This is a genomic window from Gordonia sp. ALPHA1B1, assembly GCF_005502615.1.
In the GTDB taxonomy this organism is placed as follows: Bacteria; Actinomycetota; Actinomycetes; order Mycobacteriales; family Mycobacteriaceae; genus Gordonia; species Gordonia hongkongensis.
In genome coordinates, this window is the sequence record NZ_SCOC01000020.1 from 1 (window position 1) to 18,752 (window position 18,752).

Consider the following 18,752-nt stretch of genomic DNA (forward strand, 5'->3'; position numbering starts at 1 on the left):
CCATGACAGAAGGCATAGCTCGCTAGGGATGGTCTCACCTATCGACTTCGAAATCAGATCACACACAAGTCAGCAAACAAGCTAACCGTGTCCACTTTTTCAGGGGAACCTCACTTCGTCCAACGGTTGCCGTTGATGCCCGTAAAGGCACCCACTCTGCCAGTGTCGGACTGGGCACGTTTCCCTGGCACACTGATGGGGCGATCGCGCTGAACCCACCTCAGTGGATGGTTCTAAGGTGCATTGAGGCCACACGTCCGACGTCAACTCAGATCTGTTCGCCATCCGATGATTTAAAGCAAGCGCTTCGCCGTCTGACCCTGCTTATCCGCCAAGAGTCTGGTCGGAACGCTTATCTACCAGCCTTCGTCAGCTCTGGTCCGAACACCTGGAAGCTGCGTTGGGACCCGCGAGCAACACCCGTCGGCCCCGACTCAGCGCGCGCAGCCGTGGAGGGCGCCCATCCGACCGGTGAGGTCGCCTGGCAACCGGGCCGGATTCTCATACTGGATAATCATCGAGTCATGCACCGGCGGCCATCGGTATCCGCCGCCACTGGGCGTGCTCTGGTTCGAACGTTCATAATTAAGTGAGGCACTTCAGGTGTGGGACTACGACGGGTTTATCGGTAAGGCCAAGCTCTACTTCACACGTGGTGCGGAGCACGAGCACTCCGATGACGACGAATTCACGATCTGGCACCTTCTAGGGTTCGAGTTCCTGTTACGGGCGCCCTTAGCGAAACTACATCCAAGCCTCCTTGCCGCGACAAACGATAATGACAGTTTGCTCGCCGCTAACGGCGTCACGACCCCCAAGGACCCGAAGAGCGTAACGAGCGGTGTGGTGATCGACCGCTTGGCGCGGATTGTGCCAGAGTTTGCCGGCGGCGCAGTTGCCGACTCTTTGTTTCTCATGAATCTGAGAAACGCGGAGCTGCATGCGTCCAACGCCGCTGTGAGTGAAGTATCGAATGACGTCTGGCTACCTAAACTGGTACGGGTCGTCAAGATCATTTGCCGACAGTTGACGATTGATCCCCAAGATATCCTTGACGACGACGTCGTGAAGCTTGGAGAGCGACTCCTTGACGAGGCCGACAAGAAAGTTGCTCACGAAGTCAATTTGAAGATTAAGGCGGCGCAAGGCTTCCTGCACAAACTGAGACAGGACGAAATCGATGCACGCGTCGCGGCGGCTAAGCCAACTGGTCTGGAGTGGTTTACGCGGCAGCGTACGACTGCAACCGTGAAGTGCCCCGCCTGTGAGCACGAAGTTTACGCCCCGAAGACTTATGTCCGCAGCGCCCGTGAGCACTTGGACGGCGATACGGTAATTCGCGACGAAATTTACCTCATCGACGAACTTAAATGCCATATTTGCGGACTTGAGCTCCTGACCGCCCCTGAACTTGTTGCAGCACAGGTGCCCCAGCAGGTGACCGAGCAAGAGCACGAGTCATTAGATGAGCGATACCAGGTCGAACCCGATTACGACGGTCCGGAATATATGGACGAGTGAATTTGGTCGGACATAACCGCCGCTTTCCGGGTATTGGAATGGTGTGCGTTTGACTTCAGGTTGTCGGATCGAGGCGAGCCGTCGTCCGCTTCCGCCCGGTAAATCGATCAGAACTTCCGACCACGCGCCACTTCCATCCCTGCCTCCGAGTGCCAAAGGTGTTTCCAGGCAGCGAGCAGCCAACACAACGGTCCCTCAGCGCAGCGCGGCTTCGACCTGCTCGGCCATCGCCTTTTGACCGCGCGCGTTGGCGTGCATCGCGGGGAAGCTGACCGCACCCAGCGTCGGCTCGACCCATCGCCGTTCGCCCGCGCAGGCGTCGTGGCCCGCGGAGACCTTGGTCATGTCGACGAAGGTCACGCGGGTGGCTGCGGCGGCGCGGCGCATGGCGGCGTTGAGGGCTTTGAAGACACGATGCAGGTACGCGGTGTCCCCGGGCGTGGTGAGCAACGACGCCGAGCAGAGCGCCGAACCCGTGGCCGGGAAGATCTGCGGATATCCGACGAGGACGACGCGTGCGCGCGGCGCTTCGCGGCCGACGAGGCGCAGGGCGTTCACGAGGTCGGGGTAGGTCGAGGATTTGATCTCGTCGACCAACGAGGTACCGAACTCGTCGCGACATGGGGTCGCTGACAACGGCGCGGCCATCCACGCCCGCTGGCAGGCCGAGGTCGAATTGCTGAACAGTCCGTTGTTGTTCGCGCCGATCGTGAGGGTGATCAAGCGGGTGGCCGGTCCGATCGCGCTGATCTGCGGTCCCTGCCACCGATACTGCGACTTGGTGAGGTCTTCGGTCGTCGCGCCCGCGCAACTGACATCGACGACCTCGGTCCCGCGTCGTTTGGCAACGAGGCTGGAGTAGTTGATCGCCGAGTTCGAGCAGAAGGTCGCCGCGCTCGTCGCCTGGGGGAACACCGATGCGCCTGCGCTGTAGCTGTCACCGAGATTCACGTATGCGTATCCGTCCGCTGCCTGGGCCCCGCCGGCCGTGACGAGTCCGGCGAGGAGAGCGAGGATGGTGGCCGCCGCCGTCAGCAGGGTTCGGATGCCGAGGCCTCGGCGGGGGCTGCGGCCATACGGCACGGACATGCGGTGACTCCAGATCGTGGTACGCGTGTTACTGGTGTTGCAGGTGATACCAACACTACCGGGCCGACGGCCCGAGATCGGTGCACACGTACCCCAGTTTCCAATCTGATACACATGTCAAGTTTCTGTGACGCCGAAGGCACCGATCGCTCCGCACACTTGACCCTCACGCGACGTCAGGCAGCAGGGTTGTCGATGTGAGCGAGGAAAAGCACACTTCCAAGGTGGACACCCGGGAGCTGACCGTCGGTGTCGTCGCCGGCATGGTCGGCGTCAGCATCCGCACGCTGCATCACTACGACCAGATCGGCCTGGTGGTGCCATCCGGCCGGACACCGGCCGGGTACCGCGTCTACGACGACACCGACGTCGAACGTCTCCACCAGGTACTCACCTACCGCGAGCTGGGCTTTTCCCTCGAGCAGATTGCGACCCTGCTCGACGATCCGGACGTGGACCCCATGGGTCACCTCGAGACGCAGCGCGAGTTGCTGACCGAACGGATCGATCGCCTGCTCCGGATGGTCGCCTCACTGGAGGAGATGATGAACGCAAAGAAGGAAGGCATCGCCCTGTCGGCGGCCGAGCAGGCCGAGATCTTCGGCGACCAATGGCCAGGCGAGGAGTACGCCGCCGAGGCCGAGGAACGCTGGGGGAACACCGACGCGTGGAAGCAGAGCTAGAAGCGGACCGGGCAGTTCTCCAAGGAGGACTGGCAGCGCATCAAGGACGAGACCGACGACCTGGAACGGCGGCTCGCGGACGCGATGCGTCGCGGGGTGACTCCTGGTATTGCCGAGGCGAACTCGCTCGCCGAAGAGCACCGCGCACAGATCGGGCGCTTCTACGACTGCGATCACGACATGCAGGTCTGCCTCGCCGACATGTACGTCGCGGACCCGCGGTTCACCGCACACTACGACGAGCAGGCGCCCGGCCTGGCCGTCTACCTGCGGGAGGTGATCCACGCAAACGCGGGGCGAGGGTGAAAGATCGCCACCCGCCGGTCGTCCGGGTCGGATAGGTTCGATGTCCATGACCACCGACCCGGGCGTCCACAACAAGAGCGGTGGCGCCCGCGCCACCACCAACATCGGCGATGCGATGACCCTGCGCACCGTCTTCAACCGCGAAGGCGAGGCCACCGACCTCCCCAAGTTCGCGCTGGGCGACTCGATGTTGTTGCCCGACACGGCTTATCAGATCGTCCACGACGAGGCGATGCTCGACGGGAACGCCCGCCTCAACCTCGCGACCTTTGTGTCGACGTGGATGGACGACGAGGCGAAGAAGTTGTACTCGGAGACCTTCGACAAGAACATGATCGACAAGGACGAGTACCCGCAGACGGCCGCGATCGAGGACCGGTGCTGGCGAATCCTCGCCGACCTGTGGCACAACCCGGACGTCGACAACGCGATCGGTACCTCGACGATCGGCTCGTCGGAGGCCTGCATGCTCGGTGGGCTCGCGCTCAAACGGCACTGGCAGACCCGGCGCCGCGCCGAGGGCAAGTCGACCGAGAATCCCAACATCGTGCTGTCGACGGCGGTCCAGGTGTGCTGGGAGAAGTTCTGCAACTACTTCGAGGTCGAGCCCAAATGGGTACCGATCAGCCCCGACCACCTCGTCCTCGACGGTCACGAGCTCGAGAAGTACGTGGACGAGAACACGATCGGGGTCGTCGCCATCATGGGACAGACCTACACCGGGATGTACGAGCCGGTGACCGCGATCGCGGCCAAGCTCGACGAGATCCAGGCCGACACCGGACTCGACGTCAAGATCCACATCGACGGCGCGTCGGGTGCGATGATCGCCCCCTTCTGTCAGCCGGACCTCGAATGGGACTTCCGTGTCGATCGCGTGGTCTCGATCAACACCTCGGGCCACAAATACGGACTGGTCTATCCCGGTGTCGGCTGGATCGTGTGGCGCGACACCGACGCACTGCCCGAGAGCATGGTGTTCCACTGCTCCTACCTCGGCGGCGACATGCCGACCCTGGCACTCAACTTCTCCCGCCCCGGCGCACAGGTCCTGCTGCAATACTACGTGTTCCTGCGGCTCGGGCGCGACGGCTTCACCCAGGTCCAGCAGGGTTCTCTCGATGTGGCGCAATGGCTTTCCGGACAGATCGCCCAGATCGACGGCCTCGAACTGGTCAGCAAGGGCGACACGATCCCGGTCTTCGCCTGGAAACTGAAGGCCGGGCACAGCGAGAACTGGAACCTCTACGACCTGTCCGACCGCCTGCGCATGAAGGGCTGGTTGGTTCCCGCATACCCGATGGCCGACGACCTCGCCGACCTGACCGTGCAGCGAATCGTCGTGCGCGCCGGGCTGAGTCACGACCTCGCCCGTGCACTCATCGCCGACATCCGGACCGAGGTCGACTTCCTCAACCGCCTGGAGAGCCCGATGCCACGCGAGGGCGACGGGTCACACTTCCACCACTGAGCTCGCCTGCCGCCCCCCCTCAGCCCAGCAGCGCCTGGGCCACCCGCTCGAGCGCGGCGACACGACTTCCCTTGACCAGCACTGCGGTCCCGTCGTCGAGGTCGCCGAGTTCGGCCGACACGCCGTCGACGTCGGAGACGTGCCGGGCGGTGTCACCGTAGTCGGCCTCGGCGACCGCGATGACCTCGATCCCCAGGTCCCTGGCCTCCAGTGCGATCGCACGGTGCTGGTCCGGCGAGTCGGCGCCGAGTTCGGCCATGGTGCCGAGAACCGCCACCCGACGCGACGCGGGGAGTGTCGCCAGCGACCGCAGCGCAGCCGACATCGACGTCGGGTTGGCGTTGTAGGCATCGTTGAGGACCGTGACGCCTCGCGACGAGGTGGCGAGTTCCATTCGTAGACCAGACAATTCGGCGGCGAGGAACCCGTTGGCCATCGACTCGACCGGCACCCCGAGCCCGCCGGCAGCGGCCGCCGCGGCCAGCGCGTTGGGGACCTGGTGCTCGCCGCGGGCGCCCAGTCGGACCTCCGACGAGCCCCACGGTGTGTGCAGCCGGAACGTCGCGCGCAACTCGTCGTCCAGGACGATGTCGGACGCGTACACATCGGCGTCCGGCGAGAGCCCGTAGCGCAGGACACGCGCCGAGGTGCGATCCGCCATCGCCGCGACGTACCGATGGTCGGCATTGAGCACCGCGATCCCGTCGGCCGGGAGCGATTCCACCAGTTCGCCTTTCGCGCGCGCGACGGACTCGATGTCACCGAACAGCTCCAGGTGCACGCCCTCGACGCGGGTGATCACGCCGACCGTCGGTTTCGCGATGGAACACAGCAGGTCGATGTGCCCGATGCCGCGGGCGCCCATCTCGAGGACCACCGCCTCCACGTCGTCGGCGGCCGCGGCGAGGGTGATCGGGAGCCCGAGCTCGTTGTTGAACGACTTCTCGCTCGCCGCGGTGCGGTAGGTGGTGCGCAGCACGCCCGCGAGCAGATCCTTGGTCGAGGTCTTGCCCACCGAGCCGGTGATGCCCACCACGCGATCGGGGACCCGGGCGCGGACCCCTCGACCGAGGTCGGCGAGGGCGAGCGCGGTGTCGGCGACGCGGATGGCGGTCCCGCCGACCGGGTCGACCCTCGAGGTGAGGTAGGCGGTGGCCCCGGCGTCGAGCGCCGACTTGATGAAATCGTGGCCGTCGCGCTCGGCGACGATCGGCACGAACAGCTGGCCCGGCCGAACACTCCGCGAGTCGATGCTCGCCCCGTCGATCTGCACGTCGGGGCCCAGCAGCTCCCCGCCCACGGCCTCCGCGACCTCGCTCGCTCTGAAATGCACGGTCTCACGCTAGCCGACGACCCTCTCCCGCCGGCTGAGCCGGCGACGAGCGCAGCGAGGAGCCGAGTCCCCAACACACGCCGAGAACCCGATTGCGTGGGGCCGTATCGTGACAGGCATGTCTTCTCGGCTGTTGCGTCTGGTGGTTCTCTACGGTGGCGTCTCCGCCGAGCATGATGTGTCGCGGGTCACAGCGGCTCATGTCCTGGCCGCGGCCGACCGGACCAAGTACGACCTGGTCCCCATCGGCATCGCCAAGGACGGGACGTGGTTGCGCAACGACAAGGCGATCGCCGCCATCGCCGACGGCACGCCACTCCCCGACACCCTCGAGGTCGCCGGAACCGCCGTCGACCCGCTGACCGAACTGCGTGGTCACGCGGACGAGGCCATCACGGTCGTCCTTCCCCTTCTCCATGGACCACACGGTGAGGACGGCACCATCCAGGGGATGCTCGAGTTGTTCAAGCTGCCGTATGTGGGCGCGGGTGTGTTGTCGTCCGCGGTATGCATGGACAAGGCGATGGCCAAGATCGTCGCCGAGCAGGCAGGCATCCCGCAGTGCCGCTGGGTCGAGTTCCGCGACGGTGTCGACGACCCGGAGACGATCACCGCCCGCGCGATCGATGCGCTGGGGCTCCCGGTGTTCGTCAAGCCGGCGAACCTTGGCTCGTCGGTGGGCATCACCAAGGCGCACGACGAGGCCGAACTCGACACGGCGGTGAATCTCGCGCTCCGATACGACAACGTGGTCATCATCGAGGAGGCCGTCACCGGGCGCGAGATCGAGGTCGCCGTTCTCGGTGACACGGCGCCCGAGACCTCGGTGCCGGGCGAGATCAAACCCGGGAGCGAGTTCTACGACTACGAGGACAAGTACGTCACCGGCGCCGCCCAGCTGGTCATCCCCGCTGCGGTGTCCGACGCGGCGGCCGCCGAGGTCCGCGAGCTCGCGGCGAGGACGTTCACCGCGATGCGCTGCACCGGCATGGCCCGCGTCGACTTCTTCTACGAGGAGTCCGGCCGTGGCTGGCTGCTCAACGAGGTCAACACCATCCCGGGTTTCACCCCGGGATCGATGTACCCCAAGCTGTGGGAGGCGACCGGCGTGCCCTACCCGGACCTGATCGATCAGCTCGTCACGTTCGCGCTCGAGGTGCACCGCCGTCGCACGGGGTTCTCCACCGAGCACTGAGCGCGGCGCACGCTCGTGACGCCGATGTGCAGACGCGCGCATGTTCCAGGGCTCCACGAGGGTGCCGGGTTGTAGCATGCCAACCGTGACCGACTCCCAGTCTGCGCGGGCCCTGCGGGTGCTGGTCTATTCCGACGACGCGCAGACCCGCGCGCAGGTCATCGGCGCGATCGGAACCCGGCCCGACCCGGGCATCCCACCGGTCAGCTACATCGAGGTCGCCACCGCCCCAATGGTGTTCGCGCAGCTCGACGCCGGTGTCGTCGACGCCGTGATCGCCGACGGGGAAGCCACCCCGGCCGGTGGCATGGGCCTGGCCAAGCAGATGAAAGACGAACTCGATCCCTGTCCACCAGTGCTCGTCCTGCTCGGGCGTGCCGACGACCGGTGGCTCGCGGACTGGTCCCGCGCCGACGCCGTGGCCGTCCTGCCCGTCGATCCGATCACTCTTCCGCGTGCGTTCGTCGACATGATCGGAAACGCCGAACTCTAGAAAACAGTGACTCGCGCCACACACTCACACTAGGCTTGTGTTGCAGCTCACATTCGTACTGCCGGACCAGATCGGCCGACGGCACGGATAGGACAAACACCCGGGCCGGCCGCACCGAACAGATGCCTTCCGGTCGCCACAAGCGAGGAGGGGTCCGCGCTTTGAACGCCTACGTCCCGATCATGGTCCTCGGGGCAATCGGCGTGGCGTTTGCCGTTTTCAGCGTCTTCATCGGCATCGCGATCGGTCCGAAACGGTACAACCGCGCCAAACTCGAGCCCTACGAGTGCGGCATCGAGCCGGTCGAACAGAGTCTGCTCTACCCGACGCGACGCACCGCCGGCGGCACGGTGGCAACCGGCTCGATCCAGCGCGTACCGGTCAAGTACTACCTCACCGCGATGCTCTTCATCATCTTCGACATCGAGATCGTGTTCCTCTACCCGTGGGCGGTCGCCTTCGACTCACTCGGGTGGTTCGGCCTCATGGCCATGCTCCTGTTCATCGTCAACGTCTCCGTCGCGTACGCCTACGAGTGGCGTCGCGGCGGACTGAGTTGGGACTGAGCGCTTTTCACCGATCCGATACGGCAAGGAGGTCACCCATGGGACTCGAGGAACGACTCCCCAGCGGATTCCTGCTGAGTACCGTCGAGGATCTGGCCGGGTTCATGCGCAAGGGCTCGCTCTGGCCGGCGACTTTCGGACTGGCCTGCTGCGCCATCGAGATGATGGCCACCACCTCGGGACGGTACGACCTCGCCCGGTTCGGCATGGAGGCGTTCCGGGCGTCGCCGCGACAGGCCGATCTCATGATCGTCGCCGGCCGCGTCAGCCAGAAGATGGCCCCCGTCCTCCGGCAGATCTACGACCAGATGCCGGAGCCCAAATGGGTTCTCGCCATGGGGGTCTGCGCGTCGTCGGGCGGGATGTTCAACAACTACGCGATCGTCCAGGGCGTCGATCACGTGGTCCCTGTCGACATCTACCTGCCGGGTTGTCCGCCACGCCCGGAGATGTTGCTGCACGCCATCCTGAAGCTGCACGAGAAGATCCAGGAGATGCCGCTCGGTGTCAATCGCGAGGAGGCCATCTGGGCGGCCGAACGTGCCGCCCTCCAGGCCACCCCGACGATCGAGCTGAAGGGGTTGCTCCGATGACCACGCCCGCAGGCCATCAGGACCCCGAGAACCCGGCACCCCCTCCGCACGACGCGGAGCAGATCGGCGTCCGACACGGGTTGTTCGGTCCGCCCGGAACCGGCGACACGTCGGGGTACGGCGGCCTGGTCCGGCCGGTCACGCTGCCGCCCAGTACGTCCCGACCCTACGGCGGGTATTTCGACGAGATCGCCGACCGTCTGTTCGACGAGATGGGCGACGGCCACGACGACGCGATCGAGAAGGTCGTGATCTTCCGGGGTGAGATGACCATCCACGTTGTACGACAGCACCTTCCCGCCGTCGCACTGACTCTGCGCAACGCGCCCGCGTTGCGATTCGAACTCTGCCTCGGCGTGAGCGGGGTCCACTATCCCGGCGACCCGGGCCGCGAACTCCATGCCATCTATCCGCTCGCCTCCCTGACCCACGGGCGTCGCGTCCGCCTCGAGGTCGCGGCGCCCGACGCCGACCCGCACATCCCGAGCATCTGCGACATCTACCCCACCAACGACTGGCACGAACGCGAGACCTACGACTTCTTCGGCATCGTCTTCGACGGCCATCGCTCGCTGACCCGGATCGAGATGCCCGACGACTGGGAGGGCCACCCCCAGCGCAAGGACTACCCGCTGGGCGGAGTCCCGGTGGAATACAAGGGAACCCGCGTCGACCCGCCGGACCGGAGGAGGTCGTACAACTGATGACCGACACCCACACCTACACCGTGTCCGGACAGGACTGGGACTCGATCGTGTCCGACGTCCGCACCCGCGCCGAGCAGCAACCGGGAGACGAACGCATCGTCGTCAACATGGGTCCGCAACACCCGTCGACGCACGGCGTCCTGCGCTTGATCCTGGAGATCGAGGGTGAGACCGTCACCGAGGCCCGTTGCGGAATCGGCTACCTGCACACCGGGATCGAGAAGAACCTGGAATACCGCAACTGGACGCAGGGCGTCACGTTCGTCACCCGGATGGACTACCTCTCCCCGTTCTTCAACGAGACCGCCTACTGCCTCGGCGTCGAGAAGCTCCTCGGCATCACCGACGACATCCCGGAACGCGCCACCGTCATCCGGGTGATGCTGATGGAGCTCAACCGCATCTCCAGCCATCTCGTCGCGCTGGCCACTGGCGGAATGGAACTCGGTGCCGTGACGGCGATGTTCCTCGGATTCCGCGAGCGGGAGATGATCCTCGACCTGTTCGAACTCATCACCGGCCTGCGGATGAACCACGCCTACATCCGCCCCGGAGGTGTCGCGCAGGACCTGCCAGAGGACGGCATCGACCGGGTCGCCGAGGTGATCCGACAGCTCCCCGGCCGCCTGGACGAACTCGGAGACCTGCTGAACGACAACTACATCTGGAAGGCGCGGACCCAGGGCGTCGGTTATCTCGACCTCACCGGTTGCATGGCACTCGGGGTCACCGGTCCGGTGCTGCGGTCGACCGGCTACCCGCACGACCTGCGCCGCGCCGAGCCGTACTGCGGCTACGAGAACTACGAGTTCGACGTCATCACCGAGGACACGTGCGACTCCTACGGCCGCTACCTGATCCGCGTGCGCGAGATGCGCGAGTCGATCCGCATCGTGGAGCAGTGTCTGGAACGGCTCCGGCCGGGGCCGGTGATGGTCGCCGACCGCAAGCTCGCCTGGCCGGCCGACCTCGCGCTCGGACCGGACGGACTGGGCAACTCGCCCGAGCACATCGCCCGGATCATGGGCACCTCCATGGAAGCCCTCATCCACCACTTCAAACTCGTCACCGAGGGGATGCGCGTCCCGGCCGGCCAGTGCTACGTCGCCGTCGAATCACCGCGGGGCGAGCTCGGCGTGCACATGGTCAGCGACGGCGGCACCCGGCCGTACCGCGTCCACTTCCGCGACCCGTCGTTCACGAATCTGCAGGCCGTCGCGGCGATGTGCGAAGGCGGGATGGTGGCCGACGTCATCACCGCGGTGGCCAGCATCGACCCCGTGATGGGAGGCGTGGACCGATGACCGATCCCGTGTTCGTGGACCTGAGCACCGCACCCCCGCCGGAAGGATCGGCGCCGGCACACGGCACCCCGGTCCCGCCGATCACCTTCGACGGCCCGGCCGGGTATCCCGACGTGGTCATCGAACAGCTGACCGCAGAGGCACTTCCGATCATCGCCCGCTATCCGCAGGCGCGGTCGGCGCTGCTGCCGCTGCTTCACCTGGTGCAATCCCACGACGGTCGTCTCACGCGTGCCGGGATCGAATTCTGTGCCGCACAACTGGATCTGACGCCCGCACAGGTGGCCTCGGTCGCCACGTTCTACTCGATGTACCGGCGCACGCCCACCGGCGAGTACCTCGTCGGGGTCTGCACGAACACCCTCTGCGCGACCCTCGGCGGCGACGAGATCCTCCGTTCGGTCTGCGAGCACCTGGGCGTGGAACCCGGGGACACGACGGCCGACCACCGCATCACCGTCGAACACGTCGAATGCAATGCGGCCTGCGACTTCGCGCCGGTGGTGATGGTCAACTGGGAGTTCTTCGACGACCAGACCCCAGAGTCGACCATCGAGCTCATCGAGGACCTTCGCGCCGGTGTCGAGGTCACCCCGGCTCGCGGTACCGGCCCCGTGCGATCGTTCCGCGAGACCGAACGCGACCTGGCCGGGGCCCGTCCTCCGCTGGTTGAGCCGGCACCGAGCGCCCCTCCGCTGGTTGAGCCGGCACCGAGCGAAGCGAGGAGCCGAGTCGAAGCCACCTCGCAACCACCCTCTCCGCTGGTTGAGCCGGCACCGAGCGCAGCGAGGCGCCGAGTCGAAGCCACCTCGCAACCACCACAACCCGACCCCGAACCCGAACCCCCCGAGACCCCGGTCCTCTCCCGCCACTGGGACGAGCCGGAATCCTGGACCCTGAAGAACTATCTGCGCCACAACGGTTATCGAGCGTTGTCGACCGCACTGACCACTCCCCCCGACGACATCATCGAGACGGTCAAGGCCTCCGGTCTCCGTGGCCGAGGCGGCGCGGGCTTCCCGGTCGGGATGAAGTGGTCGTTCATTCCCCAGAAGGATTCCACGCAGACCGACCCGTCGGTCCCGCACTATCTCGTGGTCAACGCCGACGAATCCGAGCCGGGCACGTGCAAGGACATGCCGCTGATGCTCGCGTCGCCCCACACGCTCGTCGAAGGCGTGATCATCGCGGCGTATGCCATCCGCGCGCACCACGCGTTCATCTACGTGCGCGGCGAAGTCGCCTCGGTTCTCCGTCGACTGCGCACCGCCGTCGACGAGGCCTACGCCGCAGGCTATCTCGGCACGGACATCCTGGGATCCGGCTTCGATCTCGAACTGGTTGTCCACGCCGGCGCGGGCGCCTACATCTGCGGCGAGGAAACCGCCCTGCTCGATTCGCTCGAGGGCCGCCGGGGACAGCCGCGTCTGCGCCCGCCCTTCCCGGCGGTTGCCGGACTGTACGCGAGTCCGACGGTCGTGAACAACGTGGAGTCGATCGCGAGCGTCCCGGCGATCATCCGCAACGGCGTCGACTGGTTCCGGTCCATGGGCACCGAGAAGTCACCCGGGTTCACCCTCTACTCGCTGTCGGGTCATGTGACGCGTCCCGGACAATACGAAGCGCCACTTGGGGTTTCGTTACGGCAACTACTCGACCGGGCGGGCGGGGTGCGCGCCGGGCACGAGCTGAAGTTCTGGACACCGGGCGGGTCGTCGACACCACTCCTGACGCCGGAGCACCTCGACGTCCCGCTCGACTACGAGGGCGTCGGCGCGGCCGGTTCGATGCTGGGCACCAAGGCCCTGCAGATCTTCGACGAGACGACCTGTGTCGTCGGCGCGGTCCTGCGGTGGACGGAGTTCTACGAACACGAGTCCTGCGGCAAATGCACCCCGTGCCGCGAGGGCACGTACTGGCTGGTGCAACTGCTGCACCGGCTGGAGCACGAGGGCGGAACCGCCGCGGACCTCGACACCCTCGCCGATGTCACCAACAGCATCGTCGGGAAGTCGTTCTGCGCGCTCGGGGACGGAGCGGGCAGCCCGATCGTGTCGTCGCTGAAGTACTTCCGCGACGAGTACCTCGCCCACCTCGACCACGGGTGCCCGTTCGACCATTCACGCTCGACCGTCTGGGCAGGAGGCGTCCGATGACACTCACCCACGGGAGCGACCCGGCGGCCGCGACCGACAACCTGGTCGGCATCACCATCGACGGTCGCGCCGTCCGGGTACCCAAGGGCACGTTGGTGATCCGCGCGGCCGAACAGATCGGCATCATGATCCCGCGCTTCTGCGACCATCCGCTCCTCGAACCGGTCGGTGCCTGCCGGCAGTGTCTCGTCGAGGTCGAGGGGCAGCGCAAACCGCTCGCATCATGCACGACGGTGGCCACCGAGGGGATGGTGGTGCGGACGCAGCTCAGCTCGGAGATCGCGGCGGGAGCGCAACGCGGGGTGATGGAACTCCTCCTGATCAACCACCCGCTGGACTGCCCGGTATGCGACAAGGGCGGTGAGTGCCCGCTGCAGAACCAGGCGATGTCGGCCGGCCGTTCCGAGTCGCGGTTCGACGGCGTCAAGCGGACCTTCACCAAGCCGGTCCCGTTGTCGTCGGAGGTCCTGCTCGACCGGGAGCGATGTGTGTTGTGTGCCCGCTGCACCCGGTTCTCCACACAGGTCGCGGGTGATCCGCTCATCGAGCTCGCGGATCGCGGTGCGCTACAACAGGTCAGCATCTACGCCGACGAACCGTTCGACTCCTACTTCTCCGGCAACACCGTGCAGATCTGCCCCGTCGGTGCGCTGACGGGGGCGCAGTACCGGTTCCGCGCCCGGCCGTTCGACCTGGTGTCGACGCCGAGCGTGTGCGAACACTGTGCGAGTGGATGCGCCCAGCGCACCGATCACCGCCGTGGAAAGGTGCTGCGCCGGCTGGCCGGTGACGATCCCGAGGTCAACTCGGAGTGGAACTGCGACAAGGGGCGATGGGCGTTCGCCTACACGTCGTCGCCCGACCGGATCACCGCCCCGCTCGTCCGGGACCGGCACGGCGATCTCCGTGAGGTGTCGTGGGCCGACGCCGTGCGCGCGGCGGCCGAGGGATTGACCCGTTCACCGGGCAACGTCGGTGTACTCACGGGTGGCCGGTTGACCGTGGAGGACGCCTACGCGTACTCCCGCTTCGCGCGAACCGTGTTGCACACCAACGACATCGACTTCCGCGCCCGAAGCCACAGCACCGAGGAGGCCGCCTTCCTCGCCGCGCGCATCGCCGGTCACGGACTCGCGACCACCTACGACGACCTGTCCGCCGCACCCGCGGTGCTGCTCGCCGGTTTCGAACCCGAGGAAGAGTCCCCGATCGTCTTCCTCCGTCTCCGGCGGGCAGTACGCACCGCCGGGCAGCGCGTCGCGACGGTCGCCCCGTTCGCGAGCCGCGGCGCCACCAAACTCGACGCCGCGGTCTTCCGGTCCGTTCCCGGCAGCGAGGCACAGGTGCTGCAATCGGAGGAGGTGACCGCGCACCTGCGGCCCGCCGGCTCGGTCATCCTCGTCGGTGAACGGCTGGCCACCCGGCCCGGCGCGTTGGCCGCAGTCGCGGCACTGGCCGACCGCACCGGCGCCCGGCTGGCCTGGATTCCGCGCCGCGCCGGCGAACGAGGCGCGCTCGAAGCGGGCGCCTTGCCGGGCCTGCTACCCGGCGGCCGGCCACTCGACGACGAGGACGCCCGTACGGCGGTGTCGGAGATCTGGGGCACCGATCTCGCCCCGCGGCCCGGACGCGACACCGCCGGGATCATCGACGCCGCGCGCTATCACGGGCTCTCGCTGGTGATCGGCGGCGTCGACGTCGACGACCTCCCCGACCCCGTCGCGGCGACCGAGGCGCTGACCGCCGCACCGTTCGTCGTCAGCCTCGAGCAACGCCGCAGCGCCGCCACACGCTGCGCGAACGTGGTCTTCCCGGTGGCTGCCGTCGCGGAGAAGGAGGGCACGTTCGTCGACTGGGAGGGCCGCCCGCGGAGCTTCACCACCGCCCTGACGGACTCGGGCCACCTGTCCGACCACCGCATCCTTGACGCGATCGCCCGGCAGATGGGTGTCGACCTGCGGTGCGCCGACGTCCCGACCATCCACATCGACCTGCGACGCATCGGCGCATGGTCCGGCCGGCGGGCCCCCATCGACGCCGCTGACAGGCCCCAGCCCGACCCGGCTGCCGGCCAGGCGGTGCTGGCGGGGTGGCACACGCTGCTCGACGACGGCCGGATGCAAGACGGGGAACCGCACCTCGCCGGCACCGCCCGCCCGCCGGTGGCCCGGCTCGCGCCGTCGACCGCCGCCGAAGCCGGTGTCGGGTCGGGCGACCTCCTGCGCGTCAGCACCGCCGACGGCGCCATCGTTCTGCCGGTGGAGATCACCGACATGCCGGATCGGGTCGTCTGGCTCCCGCTGTTCTCTCCCGGCTCGCACGTCCACGCCACGCTTCGCGCGCAGGAGGGTGACCTCGTGGCCCTCGCGCCGGCCCCGGTCGACGCCACCGACGCCGCAGGGGGTGCCGCGTGAACCTCGCCACCGACTTCCCGACCCTCGACGACTTCGGCCAGGACCCGATCTGGCTCGTCGTCGCCAAGGCGCTGGCCGTGTTCGTGTTCCTTGTGCTCAATCCGCTCATCGCCATCCTGCTCGAGCGAAAGATCATGGCACGCATGCAGACCCGCCTCGGGCCGAATCGGGTCGGCCCCAAGGGAATCTTGCAGAGCCTTGCCGACGGCGTGAAACTCGCACTCAAGGAGGGGATCATCCCCACCGGCGTCGACAAGGTGATCTATCTGCTGGCACCGATCATCGCGGTCGTCCCGGCGGTGATGGCCTTCGCGGTCATCCCGTTCGGGCCGATGGTGTCGGTCTTCGGTCACCAGACTCCGTTGCAGCTCACCGATCTCCCCGTCGGGGTGCTGTATGTCCTGGCGGTCACGTCGGTGGGTGTCTACGGGATCGTGCTGGCCGGCTGGTCGTCGGGCTCGACCTATCCGCTGCTCGGCGGACTCCGCTCGACGGCACAGGTCATCTCGTACGAGATTGCGATGGGACTCACCTTCGCCGCGGTGTTCCTCGACGCCGCGACCATGTCGACGTCGGGAATCGTTGCCGCCCAGGAACACCACTGGTACGTGTTGCTGCTGTTGCCCTCGTTCGTCATCTACGCCATCTCGATGGTCGGCGAGACCAACCGGGCGCCTTTCGATCTGCCCGAGGCCGAGGGTGAGCTGGTCGGCGGGTTCCACACCGAGTACTCGTCGTTGAAGTTCGCCATGTTCATGCTCGCCGAGTACATCAACATGGTCACCGTCTCCGCGCTCGCCACCACTCTGTTCCTCGGCGGTTGGCAGGCGCCGTGGCCGCTGAGCACGTTCGACTGGGCGAATTCCGGTTGGTGGCCCGTTCTCTGGTTCACGCTCAAGGTGTGGGCGTTCCTGTTCGTGTTCATCTGGCTGCGAACCAGTCTGCCGCGCTTGCGGTACGACCAGTTCATGAATCTGGGTTGGAAGGTCCTGATCCCCATCTCTCTCACCTGGGTGATGGTCGTCGCGATCATCCGCGCCGCCTTCGCCGGCGAGGACGCCGACCTCACCCGCGCGCTGGTCTCCGCCGGCGCCGGACTCGTCGTCACCGGGCTCATCGCCTACGCGGTGTGGCGGTTGATGCGGGTCCCCGACATCCCGGACCCGACGCAGGACTCCGCAGACCCGTCCGCCGCACCCGACGAGTTCGACCCGATGGCCGGCGGATTCCCCGTGCCGCCGATGCCCAGCACCGTGAGGGAGACCACCGATGCCTGACTTCCTGAAACCGGTGAGCGGATTGCGCGTCACCTTCGGCGGCATGTTCCAACCCACGATCACGGAGCAGTACCCCGAGCAGAAACGGCCGACCGCAGCGCGCTATCACGGTCGCCATCAACTGAATCGGCACCCCGACGGTCTCGAGAAGTGCATCGGGTGCGAGCTGTGCGCGTGGGCGTGCCCGGCTGACGCCATCTATGTGGAGGGCGCCGACAACACACCCGACGAGCGCTACTCGCCCGGCGAACGGTACGGGCGCGTCTACCAGATCAACTATCTGCGGTGCATCGGTTGCGGGCTCTGCATCGAGGCGTGCCCCACGCGCGCGCTCACGATGACCAACGACTACGAACTCGCCGATGACAATCGCGCCGACCTCATCTACGAGAAGGACCGTCTGCTGGCCCCGCTGCAGCCCGGCGTCGACGCGCCGCCGCACGCGATGGCGCCGGGCTCCACCGAGGAGAACTACTACCGGGGCGAGGTGACGTCCGACGGGCGGGTCGCCCTGCCCGATCCGACTGTCCCGACCAGACGCGAGCCGCGGTCATGACTTCCGGTGGCACCCTGTGGCTCGCCGACGAGGTGGTGCGAACCTCCACCGGTGAGGCGATCCAGTTCTGGGTTCTCGGGGCCGTCGCGGTTGCCGGTGCGCTGGGTGTCGTCTTCGCCACCAAGGCCGTCTACTCGGCGATCTTCCTGGCCACCACGATGATCGTGCTGGCCGTCTTCTACGTCGCGCAGGGGGCGCTGTTCCTGGGCGTGGTGCAGGTGGTCGTGTACACCGGTGCGGTGATGATGCTGTTCCTGTTCGTCATCATGCTGATCGGCGTCGACTCGTCGGACTCACTGCGGGAGACCCTGCGCGGCCAGCGACTGTCCGCGGTGTTGCTCGGTGTCGGCTTCGGGATCCTGTTGATCGCCGGGATCGGCAGCGCCACCGTCGGTGTCGTCACCGGTGCCACCAACCCCGACGTGGTGGCCGCGCAGAGCGACGCCGGTGTGGAGGCCATCGCCGAGCTGATCTTCGTCCGCTACCTGTGGGCGTTCGAGCTCACCGGAGCCCTCCTCATCGCCGCCACGCTCGGCGCCATGGTGCTCGCGCACCGGGAGCGTTTCGGCCCACGACTCACCCAGAAAGAACTGTCGCAGGCGCGGTTCCGCAGTGGGGTCAACCTGACCCCGCTGCCGACACCCGGGGTCTACGCGCGACACAACGCGGTCGACGTGCCGGCCCGTCTGCCCGACGGGTCGCCGTCGGACCTGTCGGTCAACGCCATCCTGGCCGCGCGGACACTCCGCACCCGCCCGGCCGACGACCCGGGGACCGACCGGTGAACCCGGAGAACTACCTCTACCTCGCAGCGCTGCTGTTCACCATCGGCGCGGCCGGAGTACTGCTGCGACGCAACGCGATCGTCGTGTTCATGTGCGTCGAGCTCATGCTCAATGCGGCCAACCTCGCCTTCGTCACCTTCGCCCGGATGAACCAGTCGTTCGACGGCCAGGTCATCGCGTTCTTCACCATGGTCGTCGCCGCGGCGGAAGTGGTGGTCGGGCTGGCGATCATCATGACCATCTTCCGATCACGCCGCTCGGCGTCGGTCGACGACGCGGATCTGCTGAAGAGGTAGAGGAGAA

The 18,752-nt window shown here is 66.8% G+C and carries 16 protein-coding genes and 1 pseudogene; 15 read left to right on the forward strand and 2 right to left on the reverse strand.

All coding sequences use genetic code 11. The features are described from left to right. The first annotated feature begins 603 nt into the window (after positions 1–603). Positions 604–1,521, forward strand: coding sequence for a hypothetical protein (locus FFS52_RS14450; protein ID WP_137810090.1), 918 nt, complete (start codon positions 604–606; stop codon positions 1,519–1,521). A gap of 195 nt (positions 1,522–1,716) precedes the next feature. Here FFS52_RS14450 and FFS52_RS14455 read toward each other — a convergent pair whose 3' ends face one another. Beyond that, on the reverse strand, positions 1,717–2,610 hold the full coding sequence (locus FFS52_RS14455; protein ID WP_065631162.1) for an SGNH/GDSL hydrolase family protein: 894 nt from the start codon (positions 2,608–2,610) through the stop codon (positions 1,717–1,719). 224 nt (positions 2,611–2,834) lie between these two features. On the opposite strand from FFS52_RS14455, the pseudogene FFS52_RS14460 reads away from it, so the two are divergent. Beyond that, positions 2,835–3,599, forward strand: a pseudogene (locus FFS52_RS14460) (MerR family transcriptional regulator). Between the two features lie 46 nt (positions 3,600–3,645). Further along, a complete protein-coding gene (locus FFS52_RS14465) occupies positions 3,646–5,070 on the forward strand; it encodes a glutamate decarboxylase (RefSeq protein ID WP_137810091.1) in 1,425 nt (474 codons plus the stop codon). A gap of 19 nt (positions 5,071–5,089) precedes the next feature. Here FFS52_RS14465 and murF read toward each other — a convergent pair whose 3' ends face one another. Next, complete coding sequence (murF, locus tag FFS52_RS14470) at positions 5,090–6,403, reverse strand: UDP-N-acetylmuramoyl-tripeptide--D-alanyl-D-alanine ligase (RefSeq protein ID WP_171011640.1); 1,314 nt, start codon at positions 6,401–6,403, stop codon at positions 5,090–5,092. Between the two features lie 118 nt (positions 6,404–6,521). On the opposite strand from murF, the gene FFS52_RS14475 reads away from it, so the two are divergent. The 12 genes from FFS52_RS14475 to nuoK all read left to right on the forward strand — a co-directional run bounded on the left by FFS52_RS14475 (position 6,522) and on the right by nuoK (position 18,745). Beyond that, positions 6,522–7,598: a D-alanine--D-alanine ligase family protein gene (locus tag FFS52_RS14475; RefSeq protein ID WP_137810092.1), complete on the forward strand. Its 1,077-nt coding sequence runs from the start codon at positions 6,522–6,524 to the stop codon at positions 7,596–7,598. 85 nt (positions 7,599–7,683) lie between these two features. After that, on the forward strand, positions 7,684–8,091 hold the full coding sequence (locus tag FFS52_RS14480) for a hypothetical protein (protein WP_068972076.1): 408 nt from the start codon (positions 7,684–7,686) through the stop codon (positions 8,089–8,091). A gap of 161 nt (positions 8,092–8,252) precedes the next feature. Then, a complete protein-coding gene (locus tag FFS52_RS14485) occupies positions 8,253–8,657 on the forward strand; it encodes an NADH-quinone oxidoreductase subunit A (protein ID WP_004021559.1) in 405 nt (134 codons plus the stop codon). A 38-nt stretch (positions 8,658–8,695) separates the two neighbouring features. Continuing rightward, a complete protein-coding gene (locus FFS52_RS14490) occupies positions 8,696–9,250 on the forward strand; it encodes an NADH-quinone oxidoreductase subunit B (RefSeq protein WP_004021558.1) in 555 nt (184 codons plus the stop codon). Then, positions 9,247–9,954, forward strand: coding sequence for an NADH-quinone oxidoreductase subunit C (locus FFS52_RS14495; protein ID WP_137810093.1), 708 nt, complete (start codon positions 9,247–9,249; stop codon positions 9,952–9,954). The genes FFS52_RS14490 and FFS52_RS14495 overlap by 4 nt, the downstream gene beginning before the upstream one ends. Next, the gene (gene nuoD / locus FFS52_RS14500) at positions 9,954–11,261 is read left to right on the forward strand and encodes an NADH dehydrogenase (quinone) subunit D (protein ID WP_137810094.1); all 1,308 of its coding nucleotides are present in this window, start codon (positions 9,954–9,956) and stop codon (positions 11,259–11,261) included. The genes FFS52_RS14495 and nuoD overlap by 1 nt, the downstream gene beginning before the upstream one ends. Continuing rightward, positions 11,258–13,417: an NADH-quinone oxidoreductase subunit NuoF gene (gene nuoF, locus FFS52_RS14505; protein WP_137810095.1), complete on the forward strand. Its 2,160-nt coding sequence runs from the start codon at positions 11,258–11,260 to the stop codon at positions 13,415–13,417. The genes nuoD and nuoF overlap by 4 nt, the downstream gene beginning before the upstream one ends. Continuing rightward, positions 13,414–15,831: an NADH-quinone oxidoreductase subunit G gene (locus FFS52_RS14510; protein ID WP_065631170.1), complete on the forward strand. Its 2,418-nt coding sequence runs from the start codon at positions 13,414–13,416 to the stop codon at positions 15,829–15,831. Before nuoF ends, FFS52_RS14510 begins: the two co-directional genes overlap by 4 nt. Beyond that, positions 15,828–17,108 carry an NADH-quinone oxidoreductase subunit NuoH gene (nuoH, locus tag FFS52_RS14515; protein ID WP_068972607.1) on the forward strand — a complete coding sequence of 427 codons (1,281 nt, stop codon included), beginning with the start codon at positions 15,828–15,830 and terminating at the stop codon, positions 17,106–17,108. Before FFS52_RS14510 ends, nuoH begins: the two co-directional genes overlap by 4 nt. Beyond that, a complete protein-coding gene (gene nuoI, locus FFS52_RS14520) occupies positions 17,101–17,664 on the forward strand; it encodes an NADH-quinone oxidoreductase subunit NuoI (protein WP_137810096.1) in 564 nt (187 codons plus the stop codon). The genes nuoH and nuoI overlap by 8 nt, the downstream gene beginning before the upstream one ends. Further along, positions 17,661–18,449 carry an NADH-quinone oxidoreductase subunit J gene (locus FFS52_RS14525; protein WP_137810097.1) on the forward strand — a complete coding sequence of 263 codons (789 nt, stop codon included), beginning with the start codon at positions 17,661–17,663 and terminating at the stop codon, positions 18,447–18,449. The genes nuoI and FFS52_RS14525 overlap by 4 nt, the downstream gene beginning before the upstream one ends. Next, complete coding sequence (gene nuoK / locus FFS52_RS14530; RefSeq protein WP_058251017.1) at positions 18,446–18,745, forward strand: NADH-quinone oxidoreductase subunit NuoK; 300 nt, start codon at positions 18,446–18,448, stop codon at positions 18,743–18,745. Before FFS52_RS14525 ends, nuoK begins: the two co-directional genes overlap by 4 nt. Positions 18,746–18,752 lie beyond the last annotated feature (7 nt).